Consider the following 23,900-nt stretch of genomic DNA (forward strand, 5'->3'; position numbering starts at 1 on the left):
TCAGCCCCTGGCCGCCGTCTCCAGTTCGTTTAAAATGGTGTTTAGATCAAGGCTGTATTTTTCAGCCATCTTTTCAAGTGATTCAAAGAGTGCGTTACAGCAGATACACTCACCGGCAAGGGCGTCATAACTCTTAAAAATGGCTTGAGTGCTTTCCCATTTGGCAACAATGTCCAGTACGGTCATCCCTGAAGTGATAAGAGCCATCTCCCTCCTTTGCTATTGAGCAATTTTCAATCCAATCGGATATCGTTTATTTGGCTGATTCCATCAGTTCTTTGTAGGGCCATCCGGCGATGCCGCCCTTCAGAATCAGCAGTCTGTCCTCGGAAATATTCCGGGACTTCATGTAGTCATAGCATCGCTGGGCACCGCCCGCTCCCCGGGGACAAACAACGACAACAGGGGTTTCTGTGTCAATGGATGCATCCACAGCATCATCTATCTTGGCTTTTTCCAAATCGCTTTTCACCGGGTAGGAATAGGTAGCAAGGGAACCCGGCAGGTGGTGAGCTTCAAATTCTTCCTTGACCTGAATATCCACAATGGTCACCGGTTCCTGGGTTTCTATCCAGGTTTTGACTTTTTCAGGGGATACGTAGTTATAATCGGATGCCACAACACCAGCAACGGCCATAAGAGAGATAACGACAAGAAATGTTAATGTTTTCATGGTTTTCATATAAAGTCCTCATTGATCATGGATTATTTACAAGCATGTCACAGCTTGAATGAATATGCATAATATAGGGGAGAGAATCACCATGGCAAATCGTTATTCCTTATAACTTTTACAGAATCGATAGAAAGATCCAATAACACACACCAGGCTCAGCCTAATACCTAAAACTCAATTATCAAGTTCTTTATAATCCCCATGTTCTGCGGACACAACAACGCATGAAACACGATAGCAGTAGGCGGGTGGGGACGGGTGTTGCCCTGAACGGATTAAATGGCAACGGTCGGCATGGACGCCGAAAGAGTTGCCATTTCCCTCGGAGCAGCCCATGGACGGGCTGCGAGAATGAGAGAAGGGCAACACCCGTTTCCGCCTGCCGATTTGAAGTGAATCTAAAAAACTTGATAATCGAGTAAAAGTTGCAAGCGGTAGTTGGCTGGATATGCAAGACGGCGGGCATGAGGCTGTAGTCGCCGGCCGAAAATGCCCGGCAACGCAGCAGGTCCGGTCAAATAGCGTTCACCAAAGTTTCTGGCTTTTAGTTTTGAACTTAAATACATTCAGGTGAGTGGGAAACCTGTGCATGGGGTCACCCCGATCATCAAGGTAGTGTTGTTTCCCCAAGCACTTTCTGGTGTCAATAATTTTTGATACAAATTTTATTGAATTTTTATTTGATCAGGCATGAGCATAAATCTACAAATATTTTTTTGTTGTATTTTCCTAGGACCACATCTTTTTTAATAATTTGTAATGCATCATATGGCTTTAAAGACTGTCTGAATGTTTTCTCTTGATATTTTAAGGATTCATAACTGTCAATCAAACCGACCACTTGACTTTCAAAAGATATCTGTTTCACCCCATTAGGATATCCACTACCATCTAATCTTTCATGGTGTTCAAGAGCTGTTATGCTTACCGATTTATCAAAAGTTGGGTAGAATTGTAAAACGTTAAAACCCTTAATCGCATGCTTTTTATAAATTGAAAATTCTTTGTCTGTAAGCCTTTCTTTTTTTTCAATTATTTCTTTTTCAATTCTACAAAGACCAATATCGTGCAAAAGTGCGGACAGGCTAAATATTTTAAGTCTCTCTTCAGAATATTTTTTAAAAAAACAATATTGTGCAACAAGAGCCAGAACATTTACAGAATGCTCAATGACTTTAGCACTTTTATTATTAATTACAACTAATGCATCTAATAAATCTGGGTTTTTCTTTGTTCCATAAAACAATATTTCTATGGTTTCAGGCAAAGAAGTTAGGTTGGTTTCCAATGGACCAGATAGGGCTTCTTCAACAATTAGACAAAGGCTGCTTTTTATGGCAACGATCCCTTTTGACGAGATTGCCCGTGCGAATTCAATGTTTAAAGCAGCTTGCAATTGTTTAGCAACAGCGCCTTCATCTTCTTTGCGGATAAAAAGATCGGAATATTGATTGTTTTCAAATGATCCTTCCTTCAGGTTTTCACCTGCTTTTTTATATAGTACAGGCTCTCCACTTTCTGAAAAATAATATAACGGAAAGTTATTACAAAATCGCATATATGAATTTTTAATTGGTATTAAATTTAACATATCCCTGAATATCTCAGCTAACAGTTTAAGAGACTATCGGCTATTATGCCATAAAAATTTAATTACGAATAGACAAGATTAAAACTGGACATCTCAATATCCAGCCCCCACCAAAAGGATGGGCTAGGCCTCTTTAAGATAAAACACCCCATAATCCTGTTGATGGTTTTGTTCGACACGGACTGTTTCCGTTTCCGATACGGACAAAACCTTACCTTTACAAACGTTATGGATGTTGCTACTAAATATTGGTAGCTATTTTGATTGGACATATGTTTAATTCAGAATTAACAATCGCCGGGATAGTTCTCTAATTGCTGTAGCAAAAAAAGCGTTTGAGATGAAAATATCCTTCATTATTTTTGCTGGTATTTTAGGCTCAATTTCAACCAAGCTTCGGGGTGGACGAAAATCACGGCATCTGGAGAATAGGGATGGATAATTGAGGCCAGGCATAATAATATACTTTTCCATAATGGTTTTATATCTATGAAATCATCCTTGCACCCAATGTTATTAGTCCTGATCATCATTGGCATGATGGCTGTGCTAACAAAGTGTCAATCCGAATCAGTAGACAATCCTGCGGATCATCCAACTTCTGAAAGCACAACCGCCCTGCCCATGGAAATGGCCCTCACCCCGGAAGGTGAATATCCTCCGCCGGGTTTCGAAGGAAAAAAATGGGCCGACATTGTCAACATGGCCCGGGGCCAAACTGTGAACTGGTACATGTGGGGCGGTAGTCAAGACACCAATACCTGGGTGACCGATTATGTGGCCCGTCAGTTGCGTGATCGCTACGGAGTCACCCTTAATGCCGTTTTCAGGAATATTGTCGACTCGGTAAGCCAAGTCAGGCAGGAACGCGCGGCGGGTCAGAACACGCACGGTGCTGTTGATCTGATCTGGATTAATGGTGAAAACTTCCAGGCCATGCGCGAAGAGCAATTGCTCTACGGTCCCTGGTCTCTGTATTTGCCCAATACCGTTTTTGTCGATTGGCAGGACGAAATCATTGCCAGGGATTTCAGCCTTCCTGTGGATGGCTACGAATCACCCTACGGCAAGGCGCAGATCGTATTTGCCTACAATCAAGCCAAGGTCGAATCGCCGCCCACAACCATTCCAGGCCTTTTTGAGTGGATCAAGGCCAATCCCGGCAAATTTACCTATCCGGCCTTACCTGATTTCACCGGAACCGCCTTTGTTTGTCAAATTTGTTATTGGACGGCAGGCAGGTATGACGTTTTCCAGGCTGAATACGATCAATCCAAAGCAGATCAATATCTTCCAGCCTGTTATGAAGCCCTCAATGGGATCGAACCATTTTTATGGAATCAGGGAAAGACGTATCCCATATCTGCAACGGAGCAGGAAGAGTTGTTTAAAGCCGGGGAAATCTTTTTTGATATCGACTATCAAACCGCCAATACTTCCAAACGTGTCACCGGCGGCATTTATCCGCCGCTAACGCGAACCTTTGTCTTTGAAAGCGGGACCCTGGCTAATACCCATTATGTGGCCATTCCTTACAACTCACCCCATAAGGCCGGGGCCATGGTTGTTGCCAACTTTCTTTTGTCCTTGGAAGCCCAGCTGGATAAAATCACTAAATGGGGCGACAGCCCCGCCGTGTCCCCCATGCTGCTGCCGATGGAATGGCGGCAGAAATTCAACCAGCTGCCAAGGGGAGCAGCGACGCTACCCCCAGGTGTTCTGGCCGAACATCGTCTGCCAGAGCCGCGTCCAGAATGGATTGAAGCCATCGAACGGGGTTGGTTACAACATGTTGCCAACGACTAACCAAGCTGCAGAGGAAGTCTATTGAAACGTCCAATAGTTATCAATCTGAAGCTCAAAGCCATCCTCACTGCACTGGTCCTGGCCTTGACCCCATTGTTCATCCTGGCGGCACTGAATCTCTGGAGCGTCAGACAAAGCCTGACCGATGTTGCCAACCAAACCTTGACCATAGCAGCTGAGCAGACCGCCAACCGAATCGATCAATTTCTGCTCGAAAACCTGATGGAAATCAGGGCCGCAGGTCAGCTGAGCCCCTTTGCCGAATATTTAAAATTGTCACCGAAAAAGCGCCCCGGCAGTATGGAAGAGATCCGTGTCACAACGATTTTGCGCACGTTGAGCCGAAAAAATCTTTTTTTGCCGACACCCTGTGGCGTATTGGATGCTTCCGGTATCAATATTCTGGATACCAAATCCTGGCGTATGGGGGAAAATGAATCCCAGACAATCTATTTCCAGACCCCCATTCAAACGGGCGCCCCCTACATCTCACCCATTCTTTTTCCTTCAAAAGTATCCCGTCAGGCATTCTTTTACGTCAGTGGACCGATATTCAATGTTGCAGGTATTGTGGTGGGTGTGCTGCGCATGCAAGTAAGCATCGCCTTTCTGGAGGATTTTATTGCCAGCACTTCCGGACTTGCCGGTCCTGATTCCTTTGGCCTGCTGCTGGATAAAAATCACCTCATCCTGGCCCACTCAAAGAATCAAGGAATGGTATTCAAAACCAGCCGCCCATTGAGTGAACAGTTGTTCGAGCAGTTGCAGTCTGCAGGCCAGCTTCCCCAGACCCTGCGGGGTGACCTGGCCATGGAGTTACCCACCCTTGAGAAAGCATTGCAGACGGACACCGGTTCAACCGTTTTTACTGCCGCTTTGACACCTGGCTCCAGCCAGTCGGATCAAGCCGTTTCTGTCGCCCTCGGCCAGGCCAATTGGCGGGTTGTTGTAGCTCAACCCCGGGACACTTTCCTCAAACCCATCGGCAAACAAATTAACAGCACACTATGGTTGGTCTGCGTCATTTCACTCATTGTGATAGCTGTTGCGATAATGGTTGCCCACCAACTCACGCGGCCTATTCTCAACATGACCGACATCGCCCGGCAAATTGCCACCGGTGATCTGACCGTCCAGGTGCCGATCCCCAGCCATGACGAACTGGGTCTTCTGGCACAATCATTCAATGACATGACAGCTCAACTGCGCGATTTGATCGGATCATTACAAAGGAGTGAAGAGAAATACAGACGATTGACAGAGAATGCCAAAGATATGATCTACCGGATGACCCTGCCTGAAGGCAAATATGAATATGTCAATTTGGCATCCGTTGATGTTTTTGGATATACCCCGGACGAGTTTTATGCTTCTCCCCTGCTGATAAAGGAAATAATTCATCCAGACTGGAGAGACTATTTTAACGAGCAATGGGCCAATCTTTTAAATGGAAAAGCACCATTGTCCTACGAATACCAGATCGTCCATAAATCCGGTTCGATTAAATGGCTGTACCAGAGGAACCTGTTACTCCTCAACAAAAAGGGTGTGCCAATTGCATTGGAATCGATTGTGACAGATATCACCGAACGTAAGCTGGCAGAACAAAGCTTGATAGAATCACATGAAAGATTTCTGAAGATTTTAGATAGCATTGATGCGTCCATCTATGTGGCGGATATGAACAATTATGAAATCCTGTTCATGAATAAACACATGAAAGAAAGCTTTGATAAGGATCTCACAGGAAAAATCTGCTGGGACGTTTTCAGGGGTGAGACCGGTCCCTGTCCACGTTGCACCAATGATAAATTGATAGATGAAAACGGGAAGCCCACGGACGTAGTCATCTGGCAGGATAAAAACCCCATAACCGAAAAATTTTATATCAACCATGACCGGGCGATTGAATGGACTGATGGTCGTATCGTAAGACTCCAAATAGCAACAGACATCAGTGAATTAAAAAAACTTGAAGCTCAATTACAGCAAGCTCAAAAAATGGAGTCCATCGGTCGATTGGCAGGCGGCGTTGCCCATGATTATAACAATTTGTCCAGTATCATCATCGGCTACGCTGAATTGGCTCTGGAGCAGGTAAAGCCGGAAGACCCTCTGCATGAAAACCTGGAACAAATTTTAACTGCTGCAATGCGCTCGACGGATATTACCCGACAATTACTGGCTTTTGCACGCAAGCAAACGATTGCTCCCAAGGTGATAGACCTGAACGAGACCATTGAAAACATGCTGAATATGTTTCGGCGGCTGATCGGAGAAAACATTGATCTTGACTGGCTGCCTGGAGCAAAAATCTGGCAGGTCAAACTGGACCCCTCTCAAATTGATCAAATCATGGCAAATCTTTGCGTTAATGCACGGGATGCGATAGCCGATGTGGGCAAGGTCATTGTGGAAACAAAAAATATCCGTTTCAATAAAGACGATTGCGATAATCATGCTGATTTTGTTCCTGGAGAATATGTATCGCTTGCTGTCAGCGATAACGGCAGTGGAATAGAGACGGACATCCTGGAAAACATTTTTGAACCGTTTTTCACCACCAAAGACCTTGGCCGGGGGACTGGCCTTGGACTGTCCACCGTATACGGTATTGTCAAACAGAACAACGGATTTGTAAACGCCTGCAGTGAACCAGGGAAAGGAACTACCATCAGGATTTATCTACCCCGGCATGCAAGCCAGGTGGTTGAAACCGGTAATGACGATAATATAAAAAATTCGTTAAGCCGGGGGGAAATAATATTGCTTGTTGAGGATGAAAGTTCAATCTTGAAACTCGTGAAAAGAATACTTGAGAAATTAGGATACATTCTACTGGCCACCTCCAGTCCACTCGAGGCTCTAAATCTGGCCAAAAATCAATCCTTCAAGATTAATCTTTTAATAACGGATGTGGTCATGCCTGAAATGAACGGCAGGGTATTGTCCGAACAGATTAAAAGCATTTATCCTGATCTTAAAACCCTTTTTATGTCTGGTTATACAGCTGATGTCATCGCCCACCAGGGTATACTGGAGGACGATGTTTTTTTTATATCCAAACCTTTTTCAATAAAAGAAATAGCCGCCAAAGTAAGAGAGGTCTTGGATCCGTCACAATAGTTCCTGCAGAATTCCTCATTGATAAAATTTTCGGTCCTAGGCAATTTCCAGTTCTCTGGCCCATTTTTTAACCATGGCTATTAGCGTAAGTACCGGAGGCGAACCCGGTGAACGGGGAAAAACACTTGTATCACAAACATAAAGATTCTTAATCTTCAAGCTCTCAAAATTTTGATCAACAACGGTACCAATAGCTGCAGTACCCCCTGGATGTCCACCTATCATTGTGCTGATGGAAATAGTATCGGGCTCGCAACCAGCTTTTATCAGTATTCGCGTGCAAAGGTCATCTCCCTTTTTCATATTTCTCATATCATTATCGGTCATTGGCTTTGACATTCTTCCCTTTGCATCAATCGACCCTTTATTTTCATCAGCAATCTTTGTAAACATGCCCATGGAATAGAGTCCTCTTTTCTTAAATTTCAAAATATTTTTAAAAAATGGCTTTATACGCATCATCTGAGAAAGCCAGGCCCCCTCACCTTTTACATTTCCTATCATAAAATGATCTGATTCTTCAAAGTCCTCGCATGCATGAGTGAATGTCATGGCTTTCCAAGGTCCTTTTTCTTTTGTAAAACCCACAACCACATCCATTGGATCCATGAAAAATGATTTGCCGGCCTCTTCAATTCCACTTTTCTGTAAAATAACCGGACTTCCCATACCACCTGCGGCCAGAATAATCATATCCGCATAAAGTTTTTCCGGAATATCTTTATTTCCAGAGACCCGAACTCCTATGGCTCTTTTTTTATCGTTATCCATAAGAACTTCTTCAACCCGAGTATTCATAATAAGGTCAATACCATTGGGCCATGCCATTGCTTTTCTCACATAATCACGAGCAGTCCAGCGTGCATTGATAGAACAACCGGACATACAGGAATCACATTTTGGATTACAGCGTGATGGGTCAATAAATTTTAGTTGCGGTAAAAAGTTGATGCCAAGCGTATCTGCGGCTTCCACAAGTCTCCGTGTTCCATTCCAGCCTTTCATAAACTCATTAGAGAAAGGTGCAAGCTTCAACTCATTGATGGTTTCCTGGATAGTGGGTTCGAGGTCCAAACCGAGGTCATCCTGAAACGACTTTGTCGGTCGAAAAGCATTACCGCTAAAAACCGCTGAAGAACCACCAAGTGTCAAAGCACGATCAATAATAATTCCTTCTTTTGAACGTGAAAAGAAAAGATGTTTGTCATAGAGATTTTTATATGTATGAAATACGCCTCGTCCTAATTGATCTTCAATCCCAGTTTCTATCATAAGAACTTTTTTGCCCCGCTTAACAAGTTCGAGGGCTGCTGTTGCACCAGAAGGTCCTGTGCCGACAATTATTACTTCCTGTCTCCTGTCCCTTTTTTTTGCCATTTTATACTCCTATACATTGTCATCAGGGGGGTCACTTTTCAGTTAGAAAGGGGGCGAATTAAAGAATTTGGCGAAAAGACAACACTGCATCCCCCCTGGTTAACGGCCCTGCCGATGATCACCCCCTCCTTTGATCTTGGAGAAACCGCATATTTATCGTAGATTCCATAGGATTTGATTTTACTTTTGGAAAGCTTATGACGCTTTCTTTTTTCAAGAAGAATCACATCTTTTCCGGCCCTGGCAAGCTCCCTTGCTACCGTCGCTCCACCGGGATCCGATCCCACAATCACATAATCGCTTGTCATCGTCTGCATGACATTCCCCTGTTTGAGTGCTGTCAACTTTACCACCTTAGAAACTGTGTTCAGGAATGTCAACAAAAATAGAGCGAACGTTCGTTACTTTAATTATTATGTGACCCAAACACCGACTGAAAAAGCCTACAGACCATTTTGAATGCCTTCCAACCTCTTCCCTCCACAACCCCTTCAAAAAAAAATTCAAGAAAAATATGCAATGATTTATAAGCCCTAAGGGTTCACTCAAAAATAAATTACCAATTTTGGGGGTCAAGTCGCCTGCCCTGCAAGGCGTGAAAATCCAGGCATATCAGGAATACGCCGAATTTTCACAACGCGTCAGGACTGGATGAATTGGCCTCCAAAATTCCGGGTAGAAGTTATTTTTGAGTGGGCCCTTACCGTTGTTTCTCCTAATTATAATACTTACAGCACTGCTAAACTATTTTTTGAAGCCAAAACAGATCATAAAACACCTTGGAAAAGGCAGCGGGGCCAAAGGTTTTATGCGCTGATTGGCGGTATCATCAGCATCAGTCATGGGCCGATGTATGCATGGTATGGTATGCTGCAGGATATGCGTTCTCGTGGACTCAAAGAATTCGTGATCAGCCCACCATTTACGTCTGTTCCAGAATCTGCCCTGAAAGTTGTCAGGCGTATTGAGTAAAAAGCCATTGCTTTGGATCGGAATTGATGTTTATATTTTCATTGGCCAAACCGTCTTTTTACCGAACTGCCAGCAGCCTGAAAAAGAATTGAGGAGGGAACTTATGCCACTAGTTGAAGCCCAGGGGCTTGAAAAAACCTATCAGGCAGGGGAGATTGAGATCAAGGCCATCCGGGGGGTGGATTTCTCCATTGAACCGGCATCCTTTGTCGCCTTCATCGGTCCCTCAGGAAGCGGCAAATCTACCCTGCTCAACATGATCGGCTGCCTTGACCCGCCTACGGGGGGTACACTTACGGTGGCCGGTAAGGACGTCACCGACTTAAGCCGCCGGGAAGCTGCCCGTTTTCGAGGCGAACATATCGGTTTTATTTTTCAGGATTTCAACCTGATTCCAGTTCTCACGGTCTTTGAGAATGTGGAATATCCCCTGGTCATGGTCCAGGACTGGCCGAAACGGAAACGACGTGAAAAGGTCCAAAAACTCCTGCAGGCCGTGGGGGTGAGCGACCAAAGTAACAAATATCCAGGTCAGATCTCCGGCGGCCAAAAACAACGGGTAGCCATCGCCCGGGCCCTGGTAACCGGTGCCAAGCTGGTGCTGGCCGATGAACCCACCGCCAACCTGGACCGGAAAACCGCCAAGCGGATTATCGAGTTGATGCAGGGAATGCGGACCGAGTTCGGCACCACCTTTATTTTTTCCACCCACGACCCAAGGGTGGTGGAAAACGTGGAAACCGTCTTCACCCTGGAAGACGGCAGACTGCAGGAGGAGGAAAATCATGGGTAATATCATCAAGCTGGCCATCCGCAACCTGCAGCGTTATAAGCGGCGTACCATTCTGACCTCCGCCTTGATCACCCTGGGCGTGATTGCCGTTCTGCTTTTCATTTCCGTGTCTGGATCATTCAAAGCAATGATGATAGCCCAGGTAACCGATTCCATGCTCGGCCATCTTCAGGTGCATCGTAAAGGATACCTGGCCTCCATGGACAGCCTGCCCCTGGATCTCAACCTCCAGGCCCCCCAGGCTGCCAGGGTAAAAAAGATTCTGGATGCCAGCAAGGCAGTTGAAGCTTATTCTCTGCGGATCAGGCTCGGCGCCATGTTCAGCAATTTTACCGAGACAACCAATATTCGCTTAAACGCCGTCAATCCAGAACAGGAGATGGCGACCGTACCCATGCTTGCTGAGCGTATCATCAAGGGCAGCAAGGAGGGGCTCCTGAAAAAAGGTGAAATTATCGTTCCCGAGCTCATTGCCAGGGGCATGAAAGTCGACGTCGGCGACACCATTGTCCTGGTAGCCACCAACAAGGACGGTTCGGTCAACGGGCAGCCTTTTGTGGTCCGCAGCATCCTGGAAGGAATTTCCGGCCCAGGCGGTCGGGACGGGGTAATCCATTTAAGCGATGCCAGAACGCTCTTGCGTATTGAGGATAATCAAATCAGTGAGATCGCCGTCCGCCTGAAGGATATGGACTTGATGACCCAGGTATTCGCAAGCCTGCAAAAACAACTCGGAGCCATTAAAAACAACATGGATAAACCGGTGTTCGAAGTACACACCTGGGAAAATCTATCACCTTTTTTCAATATCGCCCGCATGATTGACCTGATGACTTTATTTGTCAGGATCATGCTGGTGGCCATCGTCATGGTGAGCATCATGAACGTTATGATCATGGCGGTCTACGAACGCATCAATGAAATCGGCACCATTGCCGCCATCGGTACCGTGCCCGGCAGAATTCTTTCCCTTTTTATGGTTGAAGGCTTCCTGCTCGGGGTATTCGGCACCTTCATCGGCGTGGTCATCAGCCTTGCGGCCATTGCCGGAATGAACGCAGCCCAAATCAGTTTTGATTTCGGCCGCCAGAAGGGGCTGCTGCTGACCCCGACTATTTCCCCAAGTGAAGTACTCACCGTTGCCGCCATTGTTATTGGAATCGCGGCCCTGGCCAGTCTGCAGCCGGCCTGGAAAGCGTCCAGGATGGACCCGATTACTGCCCTACGTCACGTTTAACTTTTAGGGAGAAACCCATGAAAACCGCAAATCTTCAAATCATTGTGTTCTGTTTTGCATTCACCCTGGTTTCTGTTTTTACCACAAAGACATCGGCCGAAACCATGAAGATTGCCGTGGCCTCATCGGGCCAGACAAAGGGTGCAGCCATCAGCGAGCAGGCCGGGCGGGCCCCCTTTTTTCTGTTTTTTGATGACCGGGGTAATTTTCTCGAAAACATAGCAAATCCTGGTGGTGACCAGTCCCGCAACGCCGGGCCAGTCACTGCTTTATTCCTATCCGACCAGGGAGTGACCCTGGTTATCGCCGGAGAATTCGGCAACAAGATGATACGGGCCCTGGAGAAACATCATATCCGCTATATCAAGAAAAAAGGAGTTGTTGACCATGCTGTGCAGACAATTATCCAAAACCGTTAGCAAAGCCATCCTCCTGGCAGTCCTTTCCTCGTGTTTCCTAATCAGCGGTGCCCTTGCTTTGGACGGCAACGAAATCCTCCGCCAGGTTGACCGCAACATGCAGCCGGAATCTTACGAGATGTATCGCAAGCTGATCAACATCGAACCTGACGGCAAGAAAAAGGAGTTTGTATTCTACACCATCAAAAAGGGGCTGGATAAAGTGGTGGCCCTCTTTCTCTCCCCGGCCAGCGAAAAAGGCCGTGCCACCCTGCGCCTGGGAGACAATATGTGGCTTTATATTCCCAATGTGGGCAAGCCTTTGCGGATCACCAGCCTGCAGTCGGTGGTGGGAGGAATATTTAACAACTCCGACATCCTTCGCCTTGATTATCAAGTCGAGTATGACGTCGAAAAGATCACCGACCAGGAGGAGAGCTTCCTCCTGAAACTGAAGGCCAAATCCACTTCAGTGGCCTATGACCGCCTGGAAATGAAGGTGGATAAAAAAAACCTGCTGCCCACCACCATCGAGTGCTACGCCATCAGCGGCATGCTGATTAAAACCCTGCATTATACAAAGATAGAAGATTTTGGCGATGGTGTCGTCAGGCCCTCGATGCTCGAGACCGACAGTCCCCTAAATAAAGGCTATCGGTCGGTAATGATTTTTGCCAAGGTCCGGAAAAAAGAACTGGCAGATGAGGTTTTTACCCTCAATTATATGCCCAGGGTTCATGAGCTGCGGTAGGGAACAAAAATCCGTTTTTTCTTGCCTTGCCTTGATTGCCGCCGGGTTGCTGTTTTTTTCTCCATCTCCGGTTCATGCAGCTGAAGAGTTCAGCTTTGATGTTGATGAACTTGAAAAAAAAAACTTTGAATGGGGCGGTTATGCCGAGCTTAAATGGGAACATATGTATCTCAATGAGGGCTCTGCCTTTGAGATTCTCAACCCCTCCAAACCGTCGGGATCGACCCTGGATCGTCTCAGCGGGACCCTGCAGATCGATGGCAGTTACCTGGGCGGCATAACCAGCCTTAACTGGACCCTAAAAGCCAGCGGGCAGCAGGATAATCTCGACTGGTATGACCAAGCGGATATTTTTGAAGCCTATGTCGGCCTGAAGCCAACCCCTCGGTTGGCCGCCTCCCTCGGCAAAAAATCATATAAATGGGGCAAGGGTTATGCCTGGAATCCGGCTGGTTTTCTCAACCGTCCCAAAGATCCCGATGATCCGGAAGAGGCACTGGAAGGCTACACGACCGTTGAACTTGACCTGGTAAAAAGCTTTGCCGGAAAGTTGCAGACGGCGGCCCTGACCACTGTGATCCTGCCGGTCTGGAATGAGATCAATGAAGAGTTCGGCGAGATCAACAACGTCAACCTGGCGGTCAAGCTCTATCTGCTTTACAAAGATACCGATATCGACCTGATCTACTACACCGGCAACAGCCGTTCAAGTCGTTATGGGCTTGATTTTGCCAAAAACCTGGCTGCCAACTTTGAGATTCATGGGGAACTGGCCTATCTTCCCAACCAGGAGACCTTTGTTCTGCAAAAAGATGGGTCAACACTGCTCCGGGAAAGATCGGCGCTTTCCGGCCTTATAGGCCTGCGCTATCTGTCCGAGAACAACATTACCAGCATCATTGAATATTATCACAATGATAGCGGCTACAGCACCGGGGAGATGGATCGTTTTTATCAGCTCGTTGTCGAAGGGGAAAATCAATTGTATTCTTCAGGATCTGACCTGCTGCTCGACCAGGCTCGGGACGTGAGCCGGAAAGGATACGGCAGACCACAATCGGGGCGCAATTACCTCTATGGCCGGTTCACCCAGCAGGAGCCGTTTGATATCCTCTACTTTACACCGGGGCTGATAACCATTTACAACCTTGATGATCTCAGCTTTTCAATAAGCCCGGAAATTTTATACACAGGCTTTACCAACTGGGAGATGCGCCTGCGTTGCACCTTTCGGGAAGGCTCTTCCTTCACCGAGTACGACGAGAAACTCACCCACAGCAAGCTGGAATTACGGCTGCGTTATTTTTTCTGATGCCACCTGAAAATTGCAGAAAACAATGTCATCAATGGTCAATCTGCAAAAAGGACACCTATTACCCCTTCAAACAGAATACCAACACGGCATTTATCAGAAATGCCGACATCGGCATTTCTGATAAATGTTGATGCATGGGACCTTTAAATTATTTATGACCTGTCATGGCGTTCTTCAGGGTTAAGCAATGGATCACATATTATAGAAAGGATTGATGTGCTCTGGCTTTTCTCGCCCTGAAGTCATATGCATACAAACCCCGTTTACGCCTTCTACTTTTTTGGCAATTTTTTCTAACATGGCAACCGTATCAGGCCGGGAGATCTCTCGTTCATCAATGTTACCGATGGTGATTAACCCGGAACTTGCGGTAACATTGACCTTGGGAGCAAGATGCATCAAAGCTGTTTGAACCCTGGCAGCCAGGGCAAGGTCTTCAAGTTTTTTCTGGGATTCAGGCGTGGTCTGATAAACTGTTTTTTTAATTGCTTCGCATAGAATATCAACGGCATCGTCCACCGTCATTGAGCTGACGTTAATGACTATATCGTAGAGTTTGCTGTCCAGAGTATCTACGCCATAAACTTTGATGCCCCATTTACGGCGTTCTTCATCATCTTTTTTCAGAATGTACCGGGCTTCCTCGGCTGAAATTTTTTCCCGGCGCATTTCCTCTTTAACCCTGTCTTCGATATTGGCAAGAATTCTTACCTTGAGAACATGGGAAATATCCCGGAGAAAGAAATGACCTGCCAGACCATGATACACGACATTGTCTTTGCGCGTGTGCTCAAGCAGAGAAGAGCGAAGGAAGGCAACATATCGTTCCTTACCGTGACTGAATCGTTCAAGTACTGTGGGGGCATCATGGAGTGCCCTTATGAGCTTGATTTCAGGAATGTTGAACTCATCAGAAGCTTCTATAAGAAGATCCCGGGAAAGGCATTCATATCCCAGCCTTTGGGCCAGTTTTTCCGCAACATCCTTCCCCCTGCTGTAAGAACCACGGGAAATTGTTATAATGGGCATATTTGTCCTTTTCGTACTTAATAAATTTAGATCCATGGGGCTAAAAATGAATACCCAGTTAAGGATCATGAAGGCGAAAATTATACGCCTAAGACTTACTGTTGTAAAGTTTTAATAATGTTTATCCCAAGATTAAACACTAAACACCGGTATTCCCATGTGAACAGCCAATCCCGAAAGTTGTGTTTCAGCCCTTTTAATTTTTTTTGGCTTGATCAAGGACCTGACGCACTTTTGAACACTATAGATCAGCACTTAAAATCGGTATATGGGTCAGGCGGTAAGTCCGATTATCCAGCGGACTTAATTTTTCTTCATTAGGAGTAACCTATTCGTCTTCATACTCTTCAGGATAATACTTTTTTATGCATGAAGGACAGATTGTGTGACTAAAATCGACACCTGAATGTTTATGGATATACTCCTCTATCTGCTCATAATAACCTTGGTCATTTCGAATGTTTTTGCAGAAAGAGCAAATTGGCAGCATGCCACTAAGTTGATTGATATCGGCAATTGCGTCTTCGAGTTTTCTATTGGCTAGCTCTAAATTGGATGTTGTTGAGGTCAGTTCCCCATTCAGACGTAGTAACTCTTGATTTTGCTTACCAAGCTTTTTTTCCGACAAAATACGTTCAGCTATTTCCAGATGAAGTTGCTCGTTGAGTTGTTCCCTTGCGACTATTCCTTTGTTCAAATCGTTATTGAGTATCTCGTTACGAATCCCGATTTCTGAAGCGCACACACTGGCAGTATGCATCACACTACCTGCACGCAACAAGACAGCAATGAAAAACAAAGAAAGCAACCCCAAAATATTCATGAGGACCCCACCTTCATAGAAAAATCGTAACGATAGCGGCAGTACAGTCAGGAAAACAAATGAAGTATATGATAATGTCCATGTATAATACGTTGCGACAGCTGCGGCGCTCAAAGGCAAAATAACTACAGGCCAAACCAGCTGATATACCGAGTCTGTCGGCCATAAAAAAACAGGCGGAATGGCCCACATCAAGCCGGAGACCAGAACACCGAGGACATGGAGGGTTGCCCACCGGTTAATATCAAATATTAATGGTGCTCTTTGTTGAAACGCAAATATAATATAACCTCTTATTAGAGTAACAAGAACTGAAATACCGGCCCACAAGGAAAGTTTCCATTGAGGAACGACATGCCAGAAAGCAACGCAGGACGTAAGTGTAACGATTAGAACACCAATCAGGCCGGTCCAGGTTTGCCGATAAAGTAGTTGAATCTGAGCTTCACGCATCTTTTGAGTGATATTATCGAATTGTTTTGTTACACATTTTTCCATTATCACATTCATCTCCACAATTAAGCGCTCATTGGCCCAGTTCAAAATAGGGGGCTCAGATGTAGATAATTCCACAGATATACTATATTATCCTATGATGAATTTCAAAAAAATAATTTTTTGTGTTTTCTGGGGAACGGTTTTAATTTCATGTTCCACTTTACATACGACGTATAACATCACAAAAAAAACAGTCAATGCGACCTATGGTACAGCCAAATTCATTACAAAATTAGGGGTTGGGACATTAAAAATGTCATATAAAATTGGTACATTTACATTTGATGTTATCACAGCACCATTGGAATGGCCAATGACATCTGACATTGAGAGTATTGATGGTTTATCTCCAAAGGAAGCTGTCAGGCAGGGCAGAGTAAAAAATTCTCCTTATGTGGTAAAAGGGAAACGCTATGTGCCCATGTCAGTAGCAAAAGCTGCGACATATCAAGAAGTTGGAACAGCCTCATGGTATGGAAACGAAACCTTACGTCAAAAAGGTGGACATATGACAGCAAATGGTGAAGCTTTTGACCCAGGAAAACCAACCGCTGCACACAAGCACTTGCCCCTGCCAATTCATGTTAAGGTAACAAATCTTGCGAATAATCGCTCCATAATAGTTAGAGTTAATGATCGTGGTCCTTTTTCCGGCAATCGAATCATAGATCTTAGTGCTGATGCCGCAAAAAAACTTGGCTTTTACCGCCAGGGGACAGCCAGGGTGAAAGTTGAAACTGTAGAAATTTAAAAACTCAGCCTGTACATTTTTCTGGATCAATACACACCCCAGCCGCGTTAATGGCCACGATCCATGCAAGGCCGGATCACCCAGCAATAGCGCCAATAAGCCAAGCCTGACCCTTTTCTTTCCCTGACCCTTTTCTTTCCAAATGTGATGCCTATGTTATTAAGTTGATTTTGAACAATGATTTTCGACAATGGTAGAAGTAATAAAAAGTGTGGTGAGTCCCTTATTTATGGACAAAGGAGTTGGATGATGGAATTGGCAATTTCAGCTTTGATCTCCGGTCTGGTGCTGCTCGTCTGGAGTGCGGATCGGTTTGTGGAAGGCTCAGCCGCCACTGCAAGATATTTCGGCATGCCGCCGCTGCTCATTGGGATGGTAATCGTCGGATTTGGAACATCCGCACCTGAAATGGTCGTTTCGGCCCTGGCTGCTTTTCAAGGCAATCCAGGTATCGCCCTGGGAAACGCATATGGCTCAAACATAGCCAACATTGCACTGATTCTTGGGGTAACCGCCCTGATAAGCCCAATCATGGTGCATTCAACGGTATTGCGAAAAGAACTGCCCATACTGACATTATTGACCGCCCTTTCCGTCATCCTCCTAGCTGACCTGGAACTGACACGATGGGATGCAATTCTCCTTTTGCTGGTATTTGGCTGTCTGATGGCATGGACAATCCATCAGGGTTTAAAACAGAAAACCGACTCTCTGGCAAAAGAGGTGAAAACAACTATAGCTGAAAAAGCGATGCCGATCAAACGGGCTGTTTTCTGGCTCGTGGTCGGTCTGGTGCTCCTGATTGCAAGTTCCCGTATCCTTGTGTGGGGTGCTGTTGAAATTGCCCATATTTTCAATGTAAGCGATATGATCATCGGATTGACCATTGTGGCTGTCGGTACTTCATTGCCGGAACTTGCCTCATCCATTATTGCCATACGCAAGGGTGAGCATGATATCGCCCTGGGAAATGTTCTTGGTTCCAATCTGTTCAATACACTTGCCGTGGTTGGAATCGCCGGAACGATTCATCCCTTTGCAGTGGAACCTGAAACACTTTCCCGGGATATGGTTGTTCTGGGGGTGCTGACTGTTTCACTTTTCCTGATCGGGTATGGATTCAGGGGGCGACAGGGACGCATAAACCGTTTTGAAGGTATCGTTCTCCTGCTTGTGTATGCAGGATATACCGCATGCTTGATCCGCAAAGTAATACTCGTTCAGGCAGGGTAGATTTTTTATCAAAGTCTGCCCCCGCACGAATACCATACTTGCACTAGAGTATATTGATTCCAGTCTGATAGTTTGTTTTGCGTTGGAATATTTTTTATTGAGCCCCTTTCAGAAATAAAAAAATCAATCAAAGGGTCTTAGTTTCTTATCTTTGATATTCGTGTTTTTATGGTACCTAAAAGTTGCAAGCGCCCTTTGGCCGGATATGCAAGGCGCCGGACATGCAGCTGTAGTCGTCTACTGCAAATGTCCGGGAACGCAGCAGCTCCGATCAAAGGGTACTCCCTGGGGTTCGCTTGTTTTGAGTTTTGATTATTTATTTTTTACGCGGCGGGAAGCACCGGTAAGTGCGACAAGGCCCATGCCCAGAAGCAGAATGCCGGCCGGTTCTGGAACCGGGTTGGCCACGATATTGTCGAACTGTAAATATTCGCCATCGCCGAAACTAACAGAGGCAAGGCCTGTGAAGTCGTCGTTGAAAAAGAAGGTCTCATTGCCGAAAGATCCATCGGTGGTCACATCCTGGCTGACCGTGGAACCGTCTCCATACATTCCAATGAAGGTGATTGATGTTTCATAGACCCCGTCACCGCCGTAGCCTTCGCTAAGGTCGATGGCGGCCAGGTTAAACAAGGATCCATCTGCAGCGGTCAGGAAAGTTGCTGTTGAATACTGGTTAATAAGCGCCCCAGATCCCGTGTAATCGAACACATCAGATGGCTCAAAAGCGAAGAAAGAACTATCCTCAGTGGCGGTGAGGGTGAATCCGCCTTCAGTATAGGGGCTATCAACATCACCGGCCAGGGAATCAAAGGTCAGGGTGGTGGCATCTGCCAGGGGTGAGAGTAAAAACACGCAGGTCAGCATACCAAGTAAGATGGTGGTTCTTTTCATTTTTTCGTCTCCTGTTAAAATAGTCAATTCATGGGTATCAGATCAGTTTGGCAACAAAATCATTTTCATGGTTGAGGACGGCCCAGACGGTCCTGGTTCTGGCGTCTACACCGTAGGTTCCAACATCGTAACCCGGTTTCCAGCCGCCGCGTTTAAAGATTTTGGTTCCACCGGTGTTTAGATCAACCGCATTGACCCACTGGTCATTTTCATTTCTGGCGGCAAGGGCAAAATCCCCCCTCATGAGCTCAGAAGCACGGATCTTCCTTGGATTATAGGTGAGGGAAAGGGTGTATACATCGGTTTCCTGACTTTCGTCCTCACTGGGCAGCGGGCCGGTCAGGTCTGTGTCATAAAGACTTAAGTTGTCCGTCATCCCCCACAGAGTAAAGATCTGGCTGGCAGCATCCGCCACCTGGTCGGACTCAGCCCAGCCCGTGTTGACAGTTTTTACCAGATCACGGTTCAGGGAATCGGTCTCGGTGTTGCCGTTCACCCCGTCAAGTATCCTGGCAATGGTGCCTGAAAAGCTGCTGATAATGCTGGTGTAGGTTTCACCCTGGGCCACTTCGTACTGCTCTCCGTTAAGGCTGTACCCAAACCGTTCCCTTAAATAAAAGGTAAAATCAGAGGCGGCTGTAAGACTGACACCACCATAGTCCTGGCCGTGACTGGAAGAGTAGAAATCAACCGTTACCCTGGGGCCGTCAACTGTGACAATATAGTAGCCAACGGTATAGAGTTCCTGCTGAAGGGGGGTCTCCCGTCCATCGTCCCCTGATTTGGGGGTATAAAACTTGTAGCTGTTGGAGGAGGTAATAATCTGGGGGACCTTGTAATATCCGTCACTGGTGGAAACCAGGGACCGATGATGCATGTGGTCGTGGCCACCCATATAGTATCCCACACGGTTATTGCAGAGGCTGGTGATAAACTGGTCCCTGGGACCAGGATTGGAGGTAAGGCCGCTACCGAACAGGTTGTCCTTGTGGTTCTGCCCCATCAGGTTTTTGTGGCCGAAGACAAAGGCATGGTTTCCTTCGGTATTTGACGCCAGCATGGCGTCCACCCAGTCCACCTGGTCCACCATGTTGTTATTATAACTTGAGGTGCCGTCGTAATTGGTTCCGTCGACACGGATAAACTGGTCGAGCATGACACAACGGATATTGTTGTAATCAAAGGCATAGGTCAGGCCCTCCAGGCTCTGGATGTCCGAAGGCTGAAAGTTGGTTGCCCCGTTAAGATTGGTTCCATTTCCCAGGGTCTGGGGGAAAAGATCCGGCAGCTCACTGGCTGCGGTTGCACTGGCCTCGTGGTTACCGCGCAGGGGGAAAAATCCAATGCCGGCATCGTATAAAGCCTGGGCATGTGCTGCCCTTGTGGGCATGGAGCGTATTCCGCCTACAGATTCATCGTTACACAGGTCGCCGACCTGGATGACAAATTTAACGCCCTGCTGGATGAACTGCTCGTTCAGGGCGTCAATTATTCCCGTGGCGCAGGTCATGTCCCCGCCTGATCCGATCTTCCACTGGGTATCGGACATGACACCAAACTGCCAGGCATTGCTGGTAATGGCTGCACTGGCCTTTCCCATACGGAAAAACGGCAGATTGAGCGTTGACAGCCCCAGACCGGCTATCCCGGCACCGCCATATTTTAAAAATTGTCTTCTATCCATACTTTTTTTCATCAAATCTCCTCCAAAAATCATTAATTAATTAATAATTCAGTCGTTTGATCAAATCTTCACCTCCCAAACGAACAACACCTGTACTCCGGCTGACTTTCCCCAAAAAATAAAATCTTCAAATGCATTTTCAAAAATCTAATAGAAGCAATACAGTTAAATTGTTAGGAACAAATGTTGTCTTGGTTAAATTTGAGTTTGATAATTAGTGGCTGACCGAAAACCTGTGTTTGGGCGGCTCGAAGAGGAGCTATGCTCACAAAATTGCCCAGATGCAATGCGCATCAAAGGAAGCATGGAAAAAAACCATGTCAAATTTTTTTACACCATGTAAAAACCCTACCCTCTTTTTTCAGCCATGATTTTGTCCCGGGATTTGTTTGATTGGCCAAAGCTACGACCAAAGCTGTATTTATGCTGCCGATTCAGTATTCATGACCCTGTGGCGTCTATTTTGCAAAGGTGCAGAACTGCGAAAAGCACGATAAAAAAACGCTTTTGGGCAAGAAAATTTTAAGGGATTTGAAACATGGCCCGAACCGGGCACATGGTTGGAAAAAGAAAAAGATACGCGTTAAAACAGCAGGACAGCGTATTTTTAGAAAAGGAGTTACCAAATGAGCATGACCAATCTCAATGAAAAACGATTTCAAGCTGCAAAGGAAAAAATACATCTTGAACTGGTCAACTATTTTACCCGTCTTAACTGCGAACAAAGAGTATGGGACTTCATGACGTCCATAAGGTTCCAGGCGCAAGGCAGATACTTCACCCATCTCCAGGCCAAACGACTGATATCATACCTCTCCCGCCATTATGGCATCCGCAGGGCAAATATCAACACGGCCCTGGCGTTCAAGGCTTTCTCCGATATTCGTGATAAAAAGAACGCAAAAATCCTGCGACTTAAAAGGGACTGCATCCCCGATGAGGAATTTGAACAACAGATGTGTGAACTGGAGGACCTGCGTCTTGAAAAGCATCTGGAATATTGGCAGGCACTGGAGCTTACAGTACTGATTCTCGACCATTACCCAGGCTGTATCAAAAATTTAACCACGTAAAGGTACAGCCAGGCTTAAATATTTGCCATTTTCTTCAAACATCAATTTTTTATCCGTCATCATTTTTAAAAAGGGCACTACCTTCTCCTGAGTCAGCCCTTGAAAATGATGAAGGATTTTTTCCAGAGACTGATGCTGCCCACAATAGAGGTACACTTTTCTGGAGAGCCCTTCCAGGCGATGGGTAAAAGGCGCTTTTGAGAGTCGCTCCTGGCGGATGATCATAAAATCTCTACCATCCCGATAACTCAGAATCGGTGTATCACCCCCGGTCCGGTGAATCCGGGTATAGTTTTTTTCCCAGTCATCAACCCTTTGTTCAACCGGCCGCCACAGTTGTTTCTGAAATCCCATGTCGCCGCGGTACCTCTGGATCAGAAAGGTCATGTGGCGGTGAATCTCTTGTGGAAATATTTTTGCATAATTGGGATGGTTGAAAATGGCCTTGACGCCAAAAGCTGCTGGATCATCATATACACTGCTGCCATGTCCCAGCCAGAAAGGCACAAGCGTCGGGGGACGGAAAAAAGCAGCAAACTCAATGTTCCGGAGGGTTTCATCCATGTCCGCAAGATCACTGCCAGGAAAATGGAGTATCAGGTTGGCGTTGTTGGCGATACCCAATCCTTCACAGTGCTTCATGATTTCCAGATTCTGGATGGCGGTGGTTCCCTTGTTTAATTTTTTCAGCAGGCTGGAACTGAGGGATTCAATACCGATCTGGATCTTGCTGACGCCGGCAGCACCCATTTTTTCCAGCACCCGTTTCTGAGTGGTGGCCCTGAGTTCACAGAAAAGATCAAGATCTTTTTCCAGTCCGGCCAGCTGATCAAACATCTCCATGGCGGTTTTTGCCGGCATAAGGTTGTCCATGAACGCCACGGAAAGCGTGCGGTATTTTGAAGTCAGATGGTCAATTTCGCGGCATACCTGTTCCGGGCCTTTACACCGGTACCCCTGCCAGTTACGGTTAAGATTGCAGAAGGCACAGCCTGAATGTTCTGAATTGGAAGCCTGCCACCGGCATCCCCGGGATGCTTCGGCCAGGAGTGTAGGGAAAAAAGTGTTGTCCGGCGCAGCTGTTTTCATCAAATGAAAATAGTCGTCATAATCGGGAACAGGCAGATCCGTGAGATCGGCCATCTGGTCGAAGGTTACCGGGTTTTCACCTGTACAGGAGCATGGCGTAACAAGACCCGGGATGCGGGAGATCTCCTCAGAATCGGCGGAACGCCTTAAATGGCGCACCAGGCTGCAAAGAGGTCGTTCGCCTTCTCCGTTAACGACAAAATCGATTTCCGGGAATACTGTAAAAATATCCTTGATGGAATCTCCCGCAAACATGGAACCGCCAATGACAATGGCGAGCTTTGGAAATTTTTTTTTAATAGATCGGATGAAGTACAAAGAGGAGGTGAGCTGACAAAAACAGATTGAAAAGCCTGCCAGACCAAAGCGGTCCCAGTTGATGCTGCTGATAAATTCATCGGCAACCACTGCCGCCTGATGCGTCAGGGCTTTAAAGTCGACCTTGAATGACAGGGGATTGCCCTTTGCTTCTTTGCAGAACATCGTTTGAATGAGGTCGAATCGCTCCGGATATAAGAGCGCTGCGTAAACGGATTCAGCCAGCCAGGTTTTTTCAGAGATTTCACGATACAGGGGATAACCGATGGCCGCCGCCAGTTTCAGATAGAAGTGGTGGGTATTCACCTCAAGGTCGGGGATCTCCTGCCTCAGATATGATTTCAGCGCACCGAGCTGAATGGATGGGCGGGTGAAAAGCGGCCAGGGGGTGGATACAAGAGTAATACGTTCTAGTTGATTTTTAATTTCTGACGGACCCATGCAGCTAACTTCTCCTTGAAATTTT

Annotated in this window: 21 protein-coding genes; 11 read left to right on the plus strand and 10 right to left on the minus strand. The window is 46.3% G+C overall.

The annotated features are described in order from the left end of the window. The 3 genes from HRM2_RS19285 to HRM2_RS19295 form a co-directional block, all read right to left on the minus strand. Entirely contained in the window at window positions 1-207 is a 207-nt protein-coding gene (locus HRM2_RS19285; protein ID WP_015905711.1) for a hypothetical protein, read from the minus strand. A 46-nt stretch (window positions 208-253) separates the two neighbouring features. Then, window positions 254-673 carry a rhodanese-like domain-containing protein gene (locus HRM2_RS19290; protein ID WP_232364082.1) on the minus strand — a complete coding sequence of 140 codons (420 nt, stop codon included), beginning with the start codon at window positions 671-673 and terminating at the stop codon, window positions 254-256. Between the two features lie 679 nt (window positions 674-1,352). Further along, window positions 1,353-2,267 carry an HD-GYP domain-containing protein gene (locus HRM2_RS19295; protein WP_015905713.1) on the minus strand — a complete coding sequence of 305 codons (915 nt, stop codon included), beginning with the start codon at window positions 2,265-2,267 and terminating at the stop codon, window positions 1,353-1,355. Between the two features lie 489 nt (window positions 2,268-2,756). Here HRM2_RS19295 and HRM2_RS19300 point away from each other — a divergent pair, with 489 nt between their 5' ends. After that, complete coding sequence (locus tag HRM2_RS19300) at window positions 2,757-4,073, plus strand: ABC transporter substrate-binding protein (protein ID WP_015905714.1); 1,317 nt, start codon at window positions 2,757-2,759, stop codon at window positions 4,071-4,073. 21 nt (window positions 4,074-4,094) lie between these two features. Next, a complete protein-coding gene (locus tag HRM2_RS25530) occupies window positions 4,095-7,199 on the plus strand; it encodes an ATP-binding protein (protein ID WP_015905715.1) in 3,105 nt (1,034 codons plus the stop codon). A 36-nt stretch (window positions 7,200-7,235) separates the two neighbouring features. Here the strand turns inward: HRM2_RS25530 and HRM2_RS19310 are convergent, their stop codons facing one another. Then, on the minus strand, window positions 7,236-8,576 hold the full coding sequence (locus tag HRM2_RS19310) for a GMC family oxidoreductase N-terminal domain-containing protein (RefSeq protein ID WP_015905716.1): 1,341 nt from the start codon (window positions 8,574-8,576) through the stop codon (window positions 7,236-7,238). 38 nt (window positions 8,577-8,614) lie between these two features. Beyond that, on the minus strand, window positions 8,615-8,893 hold the full coding sequence (locus HRM2_RS19315; protein WP_015905717.1) for an NAD(P)-binding protein: 279 nt from the start codon (window positions 8,891-8,893) through the stop codon (window positions 8,615-8,617). Between the two features lie 334 nt (window positions 8,894-9,227). Between HRM2_RS19315 and HRM2_RS19320 the strand changes: the two genes are divergently transcribed. The 6 genes from HRM2_RS19320 (at window position 9,228) to HRM2_RS19345 (ending at window position 14,039) form a co-directional block, all read left to right on the plus strand. Continuing rightward, the gene (locus tag HRM2_RS19320) at window positions 9,228-9,548 is read left to right on the plus strand and encodes a hypothetical protein (protein WP_015905718.1); all 321 of its coding nucleotides are present in this window, start codon (window positions 9,228-9,230) and stop codon (window positions 9,546-9,548) included. 103 nt (window positions 9,549-9,651) lie between these two features. Next, window positions 9,652-10,341, plus strand: a complete 690-nt coding sequence (locus HRM2_RS19325) for an ABC transporter ATP-binding protein (protein WP_015905719.1) — start codon at window positions 9,652-9,654, stop codon at window positions 10,339-10,341. After that, window positions 10,334-11,578, plus strand: coding sequence for an ABC transporter permease (locus tag HRM2_RS19330; protein WP_015905720.1), 1,245 nt, complete (start codon window positions 10,334-10,336; stop codon window positions 11,576-11,578). Before HRM2_RS19325 ends, HRM2_RS19330 begins: the two co-directional genes overlap by 8 nt. Before the next feature lie 17 nt (window positions 11,579-11,595). Further along, window positions 11,596-11,997 carry a NifB/NifX family molybdenum-iron cluster-binding protein gene (locus HRM2_RS19335; RefSeq protein WP_015905721.1) on the plus strand — a complete coding sequence of 134 codons (402 nt, stop codon included), beginning with the start codon at window positions 11,596-11,598 and terminating at the stop codon, window positions 11,995-11,997. Next, on the plus strand, window positions 11,966-12,727 hold the full coding sequence (locus HRM2_RS19340; protein ID WP_015905722.1) for an outer membrane lipoprotein-sorting protein: 762 nt from the start codon (window positions 11,966-11,968) through the stop codon (window positions 12,725-12,727). Before HRM2_RS19335 ends, HRM2_RS19340 begins: the two co-directional genes overlap by 32 nt. Further along, window positions 12,714-14,039, plus strand: a complete 1,326-nt coding sequence (locus tag HRM2_RS19345; RefSeq protein WP_041273381.1) for a hypothetical protein — start codon at window positions 12,714-12,716, stop codon at window positions 14,037-14,039. The genes HRM2_RS19340 and HRM2_RS19345 overlap by 14 nt, the downstream gene beginning before the upstream one ends. Before the next feature lie 195 nt (window positions 14,040-14,234). Here HRM2_RS19345 and HRM2_RS19350 read toward each other — a convergent pair whose 3' ends face one another. Both HRM2_RS19350 and HRM2_RS25535 read right to left on the minus strand, forming a co-directional pair. Beyond that, on the minus strand, window positions 14,235-15,071 hold the full coding sequence (locus HRM2_RS19350; RefSeq protein WP_015905724.1) for a cytidylate kinase-like family protein: 837 nt from the start codon (window positions 15,069-15,071) through the stop codon (window positions 14,235-14,237). A 328-nt stretch (window positions 15,072-15,399) separates the two neighbouring features. Next, entirely contained in the window at window positions 15,400-16,467 is a 1,068-nt protein-coding gene (locus tag HRM2_RS25535; RefSeq protein WP_148214678.1) for a hypothetical protein, read from the minus strand. 19 nt (window positions 16,468-16,486) lie between these two features. Between HRM2_RS25535 and HRM2_RS28100 the strand changes: the two genes are divergently transcribed. Both HRM2_RS28100 and HRM2_RS19365 read left to right on the plus strand, forming a co-directional pair. Continuing rightward, complete coding sequence (locus HRM2_RS28100) at window positions 16,487-17,143, plus strand: septal ring lytic transglycosylase RlpA family protein (RefSeq protein WP_202944665.1); 657 nt, start codon at window positions 16,487-16,489, stop codon at window positions 17,141-17,143. Between the two features lie 246 nt (window positions 17,144-17,389). Continuing rightward, window positions 17,390-18,376 (plus strand): calcium/sodium antiporter, encoded by a 987-nt coding sequence (locus HRM2_RS19365; protein WP_015905727.1) that lies wholly within the window; start codon window positions 17,390-17,392, stop codon window positions 18,374-18,376. Between the two features lie 312 nt (window positions 18,377-18,688). On the opposite strand, the gene HRM2_RS19370 is transcribed toward HRM2_RS19365, so the two are convergent. Further along, a complete protein-coding gene (locus tag HRM2_RS19370) occupies window positions 18,689-19,270 on the minus strand; it encodes a PEP-CTERM sorting domain-containing protein (protein ID WP_015905728.1) in 582 nt (193 codons plus the stop codon). Window positions 19,271-19,307: 37 nt separating this feature from the next. Continuing rightward, window positions 19,308-20,966 carry a metallophosphoesterase family protein gene (locus HRM2_RS19375; RefSeq protein ID WP_015905729.1) on the minus strand — a complete coding sequence of 553 codons (1,659 nt, stop codon included), beginning with the start codon at window positions 20,964-20,966 and terminating at the stop codon, window positions 19,308-19,310. A gap of 614 nt (window positions 20,967-21,580) precedes the next feature. Here HRM2_RS19375 and HRM2_RS19380 point away from each other — a divergent pair. Next, window positions 21,581-22,027: a hypothetical protein gene (locus HRM2_RS19380; RefSeq protein WP_015905730.1), complete on the plus strand. Its 447-nt coding sequence runs from the start codon at window positions 21,581-21,583 to the stop codon at window positions 22,025-22,027. On the opposite strand, the gene HRM2_RS19385 is transcribed toward HRM2_RS19380, so the two are convergent. Then, window positions 22,016-23,875, minus strand: coding sequence for a RiPP maturation radical SAM C-methyltransferase (locus tag HRM2_RS19385; RefSeq protein WP_015905731.1), 1,860 nt, complete (start codon window positions 23,873-23,875; stop codon window positions 22,016-22,018). The two genes, HRM2_RS19380 and HRM2_RS19385, sit on opposite strands and share 12 nt — an antisense overlap. Window positions 23,876-23,900: the final 25 nt, after the last annotated feature.

Source organism: Desulforapulum autotrophicum HRM2 (assembly GCF_000020365.1).
Taxonomy (GTDB): domain Bacteria; phylum Desulfobacterota; class Desulfobacteria; order Desulfobacterales; family Desulfobacteraceae; genus Desulforapulum; species Desulforapulum autotrophicum.

Coding starts and splice junctions, on each gene's coding strand:
- HRM2_RS19285 (WP_015905711.1), bottom strand. CDS start 207: ATGGCTCTTATCACTTCAGGGATGACCGTACTGGACATTGTTGCCAAA.
- HRM2_RS19290 (WP_232364082.1), bottom strand. CDS start 673: ATGAAAACATTAACATTTCTTGTCGTTATCTCTCTTATGGCCGTTGCT.
- HRM2_RS19295 (WP_015905713.1), bottom strand. CDS start 2,267: ATGTTAAATTTAATACCAATTAAAAATTCATATATGCGATTTTGTAAT.
- HRM2_RS19300 (WP_015905714.1), top strand. CDS start 2,757: ATGAAATCATCCTTGCACCCAATGTTATTAGTCCTGATCATCATTGGC.
- HRM2_RS19310 (WP_015905716.1), bottom strand. CDS start 8,576: ATGGCAAAAAAAAGGGACAGGAGACAGGAAGTAATAATTGTCGGCACA.
- HRM2_RS19315 (WP_015905717.1), bottom strand. CDS start 8,893: ATGCAGACGATGACAAGCGATTATGTGATTGTGGGATCGGATCCCGGT.
- HRM2_RS19320 (WP_015905718.1), top strand. CDS start 9,228: ATGAATTGGCCTCCAAAATTCCGGGTAGAAGTTATTTTTGAGTGGGCC.
- HRM2_RS19325 (WP_015905719.1), top strand. CDS start 9,652: ATGCCACTAGTTGAAGCCCAGGGGCTTGAAAAAACCTATCAGGCAGGG.
- HRM2_RS19330 (WP_015905720.1), top strand. CDS start 10,334: ATGGGTAATATCATCAAGCTGGCCATCCGCAACCTGCAGCGTTATAAG.
- HRM2_RS19335 (WP_015905721.1), top strand. CDS start 11,596: ATGAAAACCGCAAATCTTCAAATCATTGTGTTCTGTTTTGCATTCACC.
- HRM2_RS19340 (WP_015905722.1), top strand. CDS start 11,966: ATGCTGTGCAGACAATTATCCAAAACCGTTAGCAAAGCCATCCTCCTG.
- HRM2_RS19345 (WP_041273381.1), top strand. CDS start 12,714: ATGAGCTGCGGTAGGGAACAAAAATCCGTTTTTTCTTGCCTTGCCTTG.
- HRM2_RS19350 (WP_015905724.1), bottom strand. CDS start 15,071: ATGCCCATTATAACAATTTCCCGTGGTTCTTACAGCAGGGGGAAGGAT.
- HRM2_RS28100 (WP_202944665.1), top strand. CDS start 16,487: ATGATGAATTTCAAAAAAATAATTTTTTGTGTTTTCTGGGGAACGGTT.
- HRM2_RS19365 (WP_015905727.1), top strand. CDS start 17,390: ATGATGGAATTGGCAATTTCAGCTTTGATCTCCGGTCTGGTGCTGCTC.
- HRM2_RS19370 (WP_015905728.1), bottom strand. CDS start 19,270: ATGAAAAGAACCACCATCTTACTTGGTATGCTGACCTGCGTGTTTTTA.
- HRM2_RS19375 (WP_015905729.1), bottom strand. CDS start 20,966: ATGAAAAAAAGTATGGATAGAAGACAATTTTTAAAATATGGCGGTGCC.
- HRM2_RS19380 (WP_015905730.1), top strand. CDS start 21,581: ATGAGCATGACCAATCTCAATGAAAAACGATTTCAAGCTGCAAAGGAA.
- HRM2_RS19385 (WP_015905731.1), bottom strand. CDS start 23,875: ATGGGTCCGTCAGAAATTAAAAATCAACTAGAACGTATTACTCTTGTA.